The organism is Ohessyouella blattaphilus, assembly GCF_024721265.1.
GTDB classification, from domain to species: domain Bacteria; phylum Bacillota; class Clostridia; order Lachnospirales; family Lachnospiraceae; genus Aequitasia; species Aequitasia blattaphilus_A.
This window is the reverse complement of sequence record NZ_JAMXOC010000014.1, coordinates 69,884-80,820: the sequence shown is the minus strand read 5'-3', so window position 1 is coordinate 80,820 and position 10,937 is coordinate 69,884. Positions and strand designations below refer to the sequence as shown.

Annotated in this window: 13 protein-coding genes; 10 read left to right on the top strand and 3 right to left on the bottom strand. The window is 38.6% G+C overall.

All coding sequences use genetic code 11. The annotated features are described in order from the left end of the window. The first annotated feature begins 59 nt into the window (after nucleotides 1-59). The 4 genes from NHH16_RS09920 to NHH16_RS09905 all read left to right on the top strand — a co-directional run bounded on the left by NHH16_RS09920 (nucleotide 60) and on the right by NHH16_RS09905 (nucleotide 4,175). On the top strand, nucleotides 60-1,121 hold the full coding sequence (locus NHH16_RS09920; protein ID WP_262069444.1) for a type IV secretory system conjugative DNA transfer family protein: 1,062 nt from the start codon (nucleotides 60-62) through the stop codon (nucleotides 1,119-1,121). Nucleotides 1,122-1,283: 162 nt separating this feature from the next. Further along, nucleotides 1,284-2,975: an IS1634 family transposase gene (locus NHH16_RS09915; protein ID WP_262069443.1), complete on the top strand. Its 1,692-nt coding sequence runs from the start codon at nucleotides 1,284-1,286 to the stop codon at nucleotides 2,973-2,975. A 20-nt stretch (nucleotides 2,976-2,995) separates the two neighbouring features. Then, a complete protein-coding gene (locus tag NHH16_RS09910) occupies nucleotides 2,996-3,223 on the top strand; it encodes a hypothetical protein (RefSeq protein WP_262069442.1) in 228 nt (75 codons plus the stop codon). Between the two features lie 190 nt (nucleotides 3,224-3,413). Further along, on the top strand, nucleotides 3,414-4,175 hold the full coding sequence (locus tag NHH16_RS09905; protein ID WP_262069441.1) for a hypothetical protein: 762 nt from the start codon (nucleotides 3,414-3,416) through the stop codon (nucleotides 4,173-4,175). A gap of 120 nt (nucleotides 4,176-4,295) precedes the next feature. On the opposite strand, the gene NHH16_RS09900 is transcribed toward NHH16_RS09905, so the two are convergent. The 3 genes from NHH16_RS09900 to NHH16_RS09890 all read right to left on the bottom strand — a co-directional run bounded on the left by NHH16_RS09900 (nucleotide 4,296) and on the right by NHH16_RS09890 (nucleotide 6,310). Next, entirely contained in the window at nucleotides 4,296-5,666 is a 1,371-nt protein-coding gene (locus NHH16_RS09900) for an IS3 family transposase (RefSeq protein ID WP_262069440.1), read from the bottom strand. 89 nt (nucleotides 5,667-5,755) lie between these two features. Continuing rightward, nucleotides 5,756-5,953 (bottom strand): hypothetical protein, encoded by a 198-nt coding sequence (locus NHH16_RS09895; RefSeq protein WP_262069439.1) that lies wholly within the window; start codon nucleotides 5,951-5,953, stop codon nucleotides 5,756-5,758. Between the two features lie 3 nt (nucleotides 5,954-5,956). Beyond that, nucleotides 5,957-6,310, bottom strand: a complete 354-nt coding sequence (locus tag NHH16_RS09890; RefSeq protein ID WP_262069438.1) for a single-stranded DNA-binding protein — start codon at nucleotides 6,308-6,310, stop codon at nucleotides 5,957-5,959. A gap of 201 nt (nucleotides 6,311-6,511) precedes the next feature. Between NHH16_RS09890 and NHH16_RS09885 the strand changes: the two genes are divergently transcribed. The 6 genes from NHH16_RS09885 (at nucleotide 6,512) to NHH16_RS09860 (ending at nucleotide 10,935) form a co-directional block, all read left to right on the top strand. Further along, nucleotides 6,512-6,961: a DUF7768 domain-containing protein gene (locus tag NHH16_RS09885; RefSeq protein WP_262069437.1), complete on the top strand. Its 450-nt coding sequence runs from the start codon at nucleotides 6,512-6,514 to the stop codon at nucleotides 6,959-6,961. A 2-nt stretch (nucleotides 6,962-6,963) separates the two neighbouring features. Further along, complete coding sequence (locus NHH16_RS09880) at nucleotides 6,964-7,365, top strand: hypothetical protein (protein WP_262069436.1); 402 nt, start codon at nucleotides 6,964-6,966, stop codon at nucleotides 7,363-7,365. 773 nt (nucleotides 7,366-8,138) lie between these two features. After that, complete coding sequence (locus NHH16_RS09875; RefSeq protein ID WP_262069435.1) at nucleotides 8,139-8,624, top strand: helix-turn-helix transcriptional regulator; 486 nt, start codon at nucleotides 8,139-8,141, stop codon at nucleotides 8,622-8,624. Next, complete coding sequence (locus tag NHH16_RS09870; protein ID WP_262069434.1) at nucleotides 8,624-9,184, top strand: hypothetical protein; 561 nt, start codon at nucleotides 8,624-8,626, stop codon at nucleotides 9,182-9,184. The genes NHH16_RS09875 and NHH16_RS09870 overlap by 1 nt, the downstream gene beginning before the upstream one ends. 15 nt (nucleotides 9,185-9,199) lie before the next feature. After that, on the top strand, nucleotides 9,200-9,574 hold the full coding sequence (locus NHH16_RS09865) for a hypothetical protein (RefSeq protein WP_262069433.1): 375 nt from the start codon (nucleotides 9,200-9,202) through the stop codon (nucleotides 9,572-9,574). Beyond that, complete coding sequence (locus tag NHH16_RS09860) at nucleotides 9,571-10,935, top strand: hypothetical protein (protein WP_262069432.1); 1,365 nt, start codon at nucleotides 9,571-9,573, stop codon at nucleotides 10,933-10,935. Before NHH16_RS09865 ends, NHH16_RS09860 begins: the two co-directional genes overlap by 4 nt. Nucleotides 10,936-10,937 lie beyond the last annotated feature (2 nt).

Below are 10,937 nucleotides of genomic sequence, written 5' to 3'. Positions count from 1 at the left end.
GGGAAGGTTGAAACCTACCGGAGTAATTCGGAAAGGCGCAACCGACCTACCTCATTCAGATGTTTGATGTGCTAATGCGGGTGGCAGATGATGAGATAAAAGGTCCTCTTCCTATAGAAGTGGAAGTGATGGCGGATGAGTTTTATTCAGGTCCTAAGCCGAGTAATCCTGATGAACTTTTAGGGGTTATTAGAGGACGCAACATAAATATGGTGCCAGTTCTTCAATCGGTAGCCCAGATAAAAGCATTATTTCAAGGAGACAAATGGGAAACTTTATTTGATACCTGTGCCACTGTTTGTTATCTAGGAAGTGGCCCAACCGCTAACAGTACTCATAAATGGATATCCGAGATTCTAGGAAAACGCACTATTGATACAAGAACAGAAGGACTAAATCGGGGCCGAAATACAGGAGATAGCTTAAACTTTAGCAAAGCCGGATTAGCTCTTTTAGAACCAGCCGAGGTGAAACGAATGCCAAGAGATGAGTGTATCATTTTAATCGAGGGACAATATCCTATTTACGATGAAAAAGCGAAGCCTTTTGATACCGAGGCTTTTAAACAGGCAATAGAGTTAGGCGATTATATTCATCCCGTAGAAGCAATTTACGATGAGGAGAAGATGGAATACATTACGATCCAAGTGCCTGAAAGAAAGGCTTTTCGAGAGCTAGGAAAAGAGGAAGTTGAGTATTACACTGAGAAAGCCAAGACAGATCCTGGAATTAAGCTAGTGAGTATCGATAAGAAAGATATGCTCTATTTAAACTGGAATAGAAAGCCTAGACTATCTGAAGAGGAGATTATTGCCTTATATAGAAGTAATAAGAAGGATATTTCGAAGGAAGATTTGCCTCAAGATGCAAAACGAGATGAGAGGGAAAATATCGAGGATACGAAAGAGGTATACAGAAATAAATGCAGTTGGAGCCTAGAAGGGAGCATCTACGAGTGTATAAAGCGCTATGCAGTGCAGTTATCAGAAGAGGAGCTAGAACAGATCTTTAAAGGCATAGAATCGGGCCTTAGTGAAAAGCAGATCAAAGCCTATTTTAGCTTGTCTCTTCAAGAAATGGAGATTTACAGGCGAGCATATGAGCAAGGAGGATCTTCGTGACAATTTGTCACAATCTTAACTTCCTGAAATATTGACACTCAAATTAAACAAAATAGATATTCCTATGAGAAACACCTGATTTTCTGCGGATTCCCGTTGATTATCAGGTGCTTTTTTGTTATACTTATTAAGTAGGTATACATACTTGATGAGGAGACTATTATGTATTATGATTTTAAGGTGAAAATACCGGAAGAAGTAGGGAAGATTACCCGTAGAACCATCAAAGGAGTTATATATATTAATTACGAGTATGCAAGAATCTATAAGCCTGATAAAAAATACAATATCCCAAAGCGCACCACAATTGGGAAACTGTGTGATGACGAACCAGAGATGATGTATCCGAACGCTAACTATCTTAAGTTTTATCCAGATGCCGAGCTTCCTAAAGAACGGGACCGTTCCACGAGAAGTAGCTGTCTGAGAATAGGCTCCTTTTTAGTTGTTCAGAAAATCATCAAAGAATATGGTCTTGACGAAATGTTAGCGAGAATCATCGGCCGTGATAGTGGTCTGTTTTTAGACTTAGCGGCATACTCTATCATATCGGAGAGTAACGCTAGCCAGTATTATCCAGACTATGCATATAACCATCCGCTTTTCACAAGGGAGATGAAGTTATATAGCGATAGTAAGGTTTCTGATTTTTTTAGTAACCTGACAATCAATCAAAGTATCGGTTTCTTGAATGAATGGAATGCCTCAAGGAATCATCGAGAGCAAATCTATATTTCCTATGACTCTACTAACAAAGTCTGTCAAGCCGGGGATATTGATATTGCGGAGTTTGGGCATTCGAAGTCCGGTGATGATAAACCCATAATCAATTATTCCTTGGCGTATGACCATGAGAATAAGGAGCCACTCTTTTATGAGGAATACCCAGGTAGCATAGTCGATGTATCACAGCTTCAGTACATGCTAGAAAAGGCTAAAGGATACGGCTACAAGAAGGTTGGGTTCATTCTTGATAGGGGATATTTCAGTAAGGAAAATATCCATTTCATGGACAAGAATGGGTATGACTTTGTGATTATGGTCAAAGGAATGAAAAAGTTTGTACACGAACTGATAAGAGAGAATAGAGGTACTTTTGAAGAGGATCGTAAGACGAGTATACGAAAGCATAAAACAAATGGCATAACGGTCAAAAGGCAACTATTTCCATCGGATGTTAAAGAGCGATATTTCCATATCTATTACAGCAACCGTAAGCATGCGTCTGAACGGGAGCTTTTAGAAGCTAAAATCGATCGTATGGCTAGAGCGCTAAAAAAACTTGAGGGACAAGCGGTTCGAATTGGCACCGGTTTCGAAAAGTATTTTGATCTCATTTATTATCATCCCGGCAAAGAGGATGAAAAGTTTGTTATGGCGAGGGAACGAACGGACGTAGTGAATGAAGAGATAAAACTTTGTGGTTATTTTTGCATCATCACGTCCAAAAAAATGACTGCGAAGGACGCTTTGGAGTTATATAAGAGTCGTGATGCCTCGGAAAAGCTCTTTAGAGGTGATAAATCTTATCTTGGAAATCGAAGTCTAAGAGTCCAATCGGATGCCTCGGCAGAAGCGAAAATTTTTATAGAGTTTTTGGCATTGATTATCAGGAGCAAGATGTATACTTGCCTAAAAAACGCTGTAACGGAAGACGAAAAGAAACAGAACTATATGACGGTTCCAGCAGCTCTTAAAGAGCTTGAGAAGATAGAAATGATTTGCCACCTTGATTATATATACCGCTTGGATCATGCTGTGACAGCAACTCAGAAGACGATATTAAAAGCCTTTGGTATAGATGCGAATTATGTAAAGCTTCAGGCAACGATGATAAGCGATCAGCTTAGATAGAGAGAGGAGATTTATTAATTATGGCACGAACAACAAGCCCTTCAGTATTGGACAAGAAGATTATACAGGCACAAGAAAACGTAATTAAATACAAGGAACGATATGACTCTGCAGTTGAGGTGTTGGCGAAACTGCAGGAAAAGAAAGCAGCTATACGAAATGAGGAACTGCTATCGGCATTTGAAAAAAGTGATCGCACCTACGAGGAGGTTATGAGTTACCTATCGTCAAAAGTAAAGAAAGAATAGTAAAAGCGGGTTTGAGTCTCATAAGGAGATTCGAACCCGCTAAAGTTTTGAGTGCGTAAATTTCAGGAAGTTAAGATATAAAGTCGAAAATCAGGAGCTGTTAGAATATATTAGTTTTAGAGATCGTAATTGTTATAATTTTATTTGCCTTTATATAGAGAAAGTCCTTAAAGATAGCGGAATTTTTCATTTGTTTGACTATTTTTTAAGATTACAAGATAAGAATAGTTTTAAAGAATTGAAAGAAGGATATACGAAGTTTACAATTGAAAATACGGCAATAAATGGTGCACAGGAATGCGGTAGAATATTCACAAAAATATTGAACCCATTGGCTTGTAAGTATAAGAAGCATGGGACAGAGAGGGGACGGATTTCAAAAGATATTATTACACAAGATGCAATTTTGTATAATCAAAAGAATTGGAGAGATGTGTTGACAGAGAAGCCAAAAGAGGAAACTAGACTTGAGTATGAGGCTAGGTTACCGAAAGCGGATGAGAACTATATGATCGTTTATCGAATTAATAGAGCGAAGAGAAATCTTCGACGCTTTAATAATAAATATCGAGGAGCACAGACAGAGTTGGAGCATGAACGCCATCTGCTAGACCCAGCAACGCAGGTGCATCACATATTTCCAGCAAATGAGTTTCCAGAGATTGCGGATTGTATTGAAAATTTAATTGTATTAACGCCAACACAGCATTTTTCATATGCACATCCCGATAACAATACTCAATATATAGATAGAACGTATCAGTATTTGTGCTTAGTTGCGAAAACGGGATCTATTCGAGATAATTTGATGCAAAAGAAAGAAGAGCCAATCATTTATGATTTTTATTTATATCAGACAGTTCTAAGTGAGGGTCTAAAGTCAAATGAATTTTATGATGTAAAGGAAATGGATTTTGAGGGATTATTAACTAAAATAGAGAAATATTATTAAGTAATATGTTAGGCAAAATGAGTTAGCTACATATTTTGTGGAAACAATAATACTGAATGGAGATACATGTATATGTAAAAACATCTTAGTTTGACTAAGGAAAAACTCGAGAGTGTGAAACTATTTCTGCCGGTACTCCCAAGGGCTCATATTTCCGAGTGATGTTTTAATCCTTTTTGTGTTATACCATAGCATATATTCATTTAGGATATCAATGAATTCCGAGATCTTAATACCCGCCCAATCCTGATTATAGAACATCTCGTTTTTCAGGCGTCCAAACAATCCCTCGCAGGCTGCATTATCAGCAGAACAGCCCTTTTTGGACATTGACCGTTCAAGCCCTGCATTTTTCATCCGTTCTATCCAACCGGGCCACCGATAGTGGCAGCCTCGGTCAGAATGGATGAGCGGGTGTGCCCCTTCCGGTAGATGGGATATTGCCTGTTCAAGCATTGTGTTGACAAGCATAGAGTCAGGCGTTGTACTGATTGTCCAGCCGGGAAGCAAGCCGTCAAAGCAGTCTACAAGCACTGAAAGATAAACTTTTCCTGCTGGTAAAGCGAACTCGGTAATATCCGTGAGCCACTTTTGATTCGGCTTATCTGCATGAAAATCCCGTTCTATTTTGTTAGACACAGATGGGGAGATTTCTCCCTGATAGGAGTTATACTTTTTGTGCCGTTTTAGGATAACAATAAGACCTTCTTCCCGCATGATCTGACGGACTACTTTCTCTGAAACCGTGATATTCTCCCGCTTCAGAAGTCCATGAATACGCCGATACCCATACCTCTGTTTATTTTCGTGGAAAAGTTGACGTATTCTATTGCGGATATAGCTGTATTTATCGGGCTTCTTTTGGGCGGCTTCCTGATAATAATAGCTGTTTTTTGATAATCCAAGCCGTTTCAGCAGTTCAGGCAGTGAGTATTTACTCTTCAGGGCATCGATGATCACTGCCTTCTCTCTGTTTTTGAGAGCTGTCTGATCGATGCCGGGGTCTTTTTTTAAGACATTGATTGTCTCCTTTAAAATGTCAATCTCCATCTGCATATCCCTGATCTGAGCCTGTAATTGAACAAGATCTGAAGCAGATGCTGTGGATGAGGAGCCTTCCGTGAGAGTATTGGGTGTAATGTTTTTGCCATTCATCAATGCAGTAATACCTCCGCGAAGATACTTCTTGCGCCAACTGTAAATACTGGCTCTTGTATAACCGATTTCTTCTGATACTGATTTTATACTTTCTCCGAGTTCAAAGCAACGATGAATAGCATTCATTTTCACTTCAACGGAAGGATTTCGTGGATGTTCTGCCGTGTTCGTCAGTTGCAAGGCTTTTCGCTCCGGCTTGGTTGCCCCTTCATTGGCTATCCATGTGTAAAGCGCCCGTCTGGTCGGATAACCAAGGACTCGAATGGTGGTAGTTACCGAACCGCACTGATGATAAACTTTTAAAGCGACATTAATTTTGTCCCGTGAATACATGGTGATTGAGCTCCTTTCGGAGTCCTTAGGGAGTCCAACTTTTTATCCGCACCCCCCTCTCGCTATTTCCCGACAGCCCCTTACTGTGGTTAGTACATAATGCTGTGAGGTTTATTTGAAATAATGTTGATACTTTGCTCAATGCACTTCATGTAACTAATGTTTCCTGAAATGCGTTGTTTGGTTGTATTGAATCGCTTGGCAAATAACGAAATGACAACTCGTGTATCCTGCTGTCCATATTTTTTGACATATCTCTCTATTGAACGTCTAATCTGATTATTCATGTTTTAATCCTCCTTCTTATAAGTATAAATCTCACGACGTATTTTCTTATCGTAACCTTGTGCTTTGATTCCAAGTTCAGTGTGTTCTGAGATAAAGTTGTAGAAATTCTTTCCGAAAACACCAGCCATTCCTCTTTCTAATGTCCATTCTTCTTTGTATAAGTCAGGAAGTGAGAAAGTTTCATCGTTGTAGCCACCATTCTGAACACGTCGAACAGCTTCTTCAACAGTAAATATTGTATTCAGGTCGAAAAGTTTATACCGAATGTAGTCCTGAATAGTCATTCCTTTATCTTCTGCGGCTTTTTCGAGTTTCTTAAAGTACTCATCGTTTAATGAGAATTTGATTGTAGGCATCGTAGCTTCCTCCTTTAATTTATAGTTACAATCGAGGACTTGAACATTCAAGTTCCTGCAAGAGAATAATAGCATTCAGGGACACGAATGTCAATAGTGGAAATAAAGAATTTTGAAACACCGGAATTTGAGTTGCCAATTCCCCTTAGGAAGTTGAAGAAGGTAAAACTTCTATCATTTAACGAAAGGAAGGTGAAGGCAATGAGTGTATACGGACGTAATCAGGAAGGTTATATGGATCCTACTGCAACAAAGGCTGTGGAAGCAGTGAGCAAAGCAGAAAAGAAATATCTGCCACTTGTATATATCTGTTCGATGTGTTCCGGCGATGTTGTTTCTAATACAGAAGCGGCAAAACGTTACCGCAGATATGCAGTTGACCAGGGTGCCATTCCACTAGCGCCACATTTACTGCTTCATCTTTATATGAAGGAAGAGTCAGAGCGTGAGCTGGCCATGTTTATGGATATGGTACTGCTTGGAAAATGCGATGAGTTGTGGGTATTTGGTGAAGAAGCGTCGAGTGGGATGTGTGCTGAAATAGCAATAGCAAAAAGGCGCAAAAAGAAAATCAGATATTTCGATAGTGCGTGCAACGAAACAAACAGAGCTCTGGAGATAGGTTCAGAGAGATTGCAGGAGGATTTCTAATTATGAAGTTTGTTATTTACACAGCCGACTGCACCGGGAAGAAGGCAAATTGCGACTATCCTCACAGGGGAGAAGTTGATGGGCCAGAGGTTCTTCAGGAAGCAGTCAAAAAAGACCATGTCTGTGCTGGATATAAAGACAATTATAGAAGCAAAGACAATTTTATTACTTCGGATGCCATTGTCATGGACGTGGATAATGACCATACCGATGATCCAACGGAGTTTATTACAGAAGGAAAGATGGACGAGCTTTTTCCATATATTGATTATTGTTTGGTTCCAAGTCGCCATCATATGTTGCCAAAGGGGCCACACCCAGCAGCACTAAGATTTCATGTGATTTTTTCAGTGAACCCTATTGATAGCGTTGGTGAATATGCAAAGACGAAGGAGCTAGTGTGAAAGAAAGTAGAGGACAGCCAAAAAGTGGCGCACTTACTTAAGCTGTCAGTAAATGACAACTATTTAGTGGCGTAAATAATATTAGCAATTACTTATAAGAAGCTATTGGTTCAGGTGGAGGATATAATCCCTCGCGTTGCTGCACTAGAGTTGAAAATGGGCCAGATATTTGTGATGCACCAACTGTTCAAGAAGCGGAACTTCAGGAAGCAACAGTAAATGCAATCAATCAAATAGTACAATGTTCGGATACGGCGATTCAGACACTGAACGACAATATAGAAAGTGCTTTGGCAGATGACAATTCTGGTGAGATGGAAATCTTAAATGTACTAATGCTTGAGAAATAAAAAGAACTTGTGAAACTGGCCCATGCGAAGAAAGATTATACAGCGCTTGCGGATGAGATTGATGTGTTAAGGGAAAAAACAGACACTTTTAGTAAAACGAGCTGAGATAGAAGGAATTAAAAAGCGAATAGCAGAACTTGTGGATTTCCTTCAAGATGCTCCGGTAGAATTAACCGAGTATGATGAGGGGATGGTGCGAAAGTACATTGAATAGATAAAGGTGTATGAGGATAAATTCACAATCTGTTTTAAAGCAAAAAATTGATGTGGATGTTTTAAGGTAAAAAGAAGAAACGTTGGTTATAACCTTATCATTGGATTTGTAAAATCAGGTGATAAGGTTTTTAAAATTATGCGAAATAAATAATACATTGACAAATATATTGTCGTTGTATATAATGTAAACATAAGGAGGAGACATCAATGGAAGAAATTCAGAGAATGCAAGATAACTTATTACTGATAAGAAGAACTGTAGGGTGGACTGCAGAAGAATTTGGTGATCAAATTGGTGTAACTCGTCAGACGATAAACAATATCGAAAGCGGTAGAAATAAACTTACAAAGACACAATATATTGCAATGAGAAGTGTTATTGAGGCTGAGATGGCAAAGCATCCAGATGAAACGCAAATGTTAAGAACACTTTTAGATATGCTAGTTGATCATCCTGAAAATTACTCTAAAGAGGATTATGAATCACTTTTAGAAAAAGCAAACATGATGTCACCGTCTATTCTGGCAGGAACATCAACTAGAGAGAATGTATCAAAAGAATGGATGAAAGCAGCTGGCGCAGTTGGTGCCGTTGCAGCTGGTGTTGCTGGAGTGCCTCTAGCTGGTGCGATAATTGGTGGTTGGTTAGGAAAAGCTATTAAGACTATAAGTAGAAAGAGCGGTGATAAGTGATGGCAAAAGAAACAAAGGGATATATTACTAAAAAGAAAGACATGAACTTTCAAAGTGTTGAAGCTCTTCAATCTGTGGTGAGTGTTGTAAATGAAGCGGCAGCAGCTCTTAATGATAAAAAGAGAACTATTCGAGAAAGTGCAATTCCAGAAGTTCTGGCAGGTGCACTTGGAGCAGGTATCGGTGGAATAGGATCATTTGCAGCTTTATATGGGTTAGGTTCAGTTGTTGGACTATCTGCTGCTGGTATCACCTCAGGATTGGCAGCAGCAGGAGGTATCGTTGGTGGTGGAATGGTTGCCGGTGTATTTGTACTTGCAGCACCAGTTGCGGTATTAGGTGGAGTAGGCGTAGGCGTTGCATCACATCTTAAGCACAAACAACTTCGTCAAGAAAAGGAACGTCTGTACAAAGAAGCATTAAGTAAGCACGATGCAATAATTAAGGCATTGAAAGAAGAAGTTGATGCAGATAAAGAAAGAATGGAGTATTTACAGAGCTTAAATATTCTATTGCAGCAGGCAATAAAAGATCTTCAAAAGGATTTAGGCGTCGCATAATTCGGAGGGTCGTGTATGGGAAAAATTGAATTAAATAAGATGGCTCCAATCCTGAAAAAAGTAGGAAATGGCATTTTGAAAACAGTTAAAAACAAGGAATTTCAAAAGGGGATAGCTGTTGGCGTTCCATCAGCAATTGCTTTGACCTATGAAATAAGAAAATTAAGAAAGCAGACGGCAGAAAACGATGCTCTGTATAAAAAGGCATTAGCAAAGGAACATGCAATTGCAAAAGAACTTAAGGAGCGTACTGATATTAGCAAAGAAAGACAAGATAGATTGCTAGTGTATGATTCCGCATTAAAAAAAGAGCTGCAAAAGTTGGATGAAGAAAACAGAGAGCTTAAAGCTCAAATTCGAGAACTTGAGAAAAAGAAGGCGAAAGAATGAGTAAATATAAATATTCAAAAACAGAACAAGAAATAAATGATGTTCTTAAATTTCACTCCATTGAGCTAAAAGTAATTAAGGATGAACTTCCATCTACAGATGAAATTGACAAAAGAATTCAGGAAGGTGAAGATTTGCTAAGAATGCTTGGGCGTACTGAAATGCCAGTAGTTTCTGCTACACCTGAAACAAAAAGAATTATTGTTGTCCCATCATGGGATGATTTGTATGCAGAAGCAATTCAAAATGTGGGAACAGGAAATCAGCTAGAATCATTATTTACTGAAGAAGAGTTAAATAGAAATCGACAGGAGATTTTGCATCTTAATGATGAATTTAATCAGTTACACAAACTGGATAAATATGATGTAGCTATTTGTGTGTCCGCTGGCATTTTGAGTGGGGCATTAGATTTACTTCTTGTGGGAATTCCGGAAAAAACATCAGATGGCCTAAAAGGTGGTCCGTTATCCAATTATGTTAGAGATTGGTTTGATAAAAAGTATCCTGAAGAGGAAATGGAGAAGTTAGCAAATTCTAAAGTGAGTAAAGTTCCTTATGATGCTCAGGATAATAGAAATACAACTGAATATGTACAGGGGCTATCAGCATATTACCATAGACTGTTATCACTTGGACATGATCCATTATTAGGATTGCTGCTTGGTGTTGTTGATATTCTTACGGGAAGAATGACAACAATTGATAAAACAGGAAAAATTGTCTCACAAGTGATGGAAAACTATGCTGATAGAAAAGAGGCAGATATTTTTGCTGCTATTGCAAAGCAGATAATTCACTTCAAATCAGATATAACTACATCAATGGGGCTTCCAGCGCCAATGATGGCATTATTTAATTTATTGCAATTTGGAAGTATCGGTGAAGAAGAGCAAACAATCGCTGAGATTGTTCAAGGGATGTATTATGAAGGCTATGACTTTATTCATTTTTGTTCGATGTCTATACCGGTAATGATTACTGAAGTTATCATCAGACTGGGATATGGATTTAAGCGAATTAAGGAAGGAAACAGTATAAAGGAGTCTATTCCATTTTCTCTTAATCGTGAAAAACACCCTAAACTTGCAACTATGCTCTTTGTGGGGCATTCAGCTGCAACTACAATCAATGTTGGAAAAGTATATTTTACAAAGAATCCGATGGCAATTAATTATCCTCAGTGGATGGCCTTTGCTAAATATTCATATTCTCAGTTGAAGTGGGTGGTTATGGAAAAACCTGAATTACGAGATGCATACGTGTCAGGTAAGATTAATGAGAAATTGCAGGAAGTTTACGATGAAGTAAATCGTACCTTTGATGAATTTGCAAAGGATAAGATTGTAATATACGGATAATT

Excerpts from the sequence above, each read along its gene's own strand:
- NHH16_RS09865 (WP_262069433.1), top strand. The coding sequence starts at position 9,200 with ATGGGAAAAATTGAATTAAATAAGATGGCTCCAATCCTGAAAAAAGTA.
- NHH16_RS09900 (WP_262069440.1), bottom strand. The coding sequence starts at position 5,666 with ATGTATTCACGGGACAAAATTAATGTCGCTTTAAAAGTTTATCATCAG.
- NHH16_RS09890 (WP_262069438.1), bottom strand. The coding sequence starts at position 6,310 with ATGCCTACAATCAAATTCTCATTAAACGATGAGTACTTTAAGAAACTC.
- NHH16_RS09880 (WP_262069436.1), top strand. The coding sequence starts at position 6,964 with ATGAAGTTTGTTATTTACACAGCCGACTGCACCGGGAAGAAGGCAAAT.
- NHH16_RS09910 (WP_262069442.1), top strand. The coding sequence starts at position 2,996 with ATGGCACGAACAACAAGCCCTTCAGTATTGGACAAGAAGATTATACAG.
- NHH16_RS09860 (WP_262069432.1), top strand. The coding sequence starts at position 9,571 with ATGAGTAAATATAAATATTCAAAAACAGAACAAGAAATAAATGATGTT.
- NHH16_RS09885 (WP_262069437.1), top strand. The coding sequence starts at position 6,512 with ATGAGTGTATACGGACGTAATCAGGAAGGTTATATGGATCCTACTGCA.
- NHH16_RS09870 (WP_262069434.1), top strand. The coding sequence starts at position 8,624 with ATGGCAAAAGAAACAAAGGGATATATTACTAAAAAGAAAGACATGAAC.
- NHH16_RS09875 (WP_262069435.1), top strand. The coding sequence starts at position 8,139 with ATGGAAGAAATTCAGAGAATGCAAGATAACTTATTACTGATAAGAAGA.
- NHH16_RS09895 (WP_262069439.1), bottom strand. The coding sequence starts at position 5,953 with ATGAATAATCAGATTAGACGTTCAATAGAGAGATATGTCAAAAAATAT.
- NHH16_RS09915 (WP_262069443.1), top strand. The coding sequence starts at position 1,284 with ATGTATTATGATTTTAAGGTGAAAATACCGGAAGAAGTAGGGAAGATT.
- NHH16_RS09920 (WP_262069444.1), top strand. The coding sequence starts at position 60 with ATGTTTGATGTGCTAATGCGGGTGGCAGATGATGAGATAAAAGGTCCT.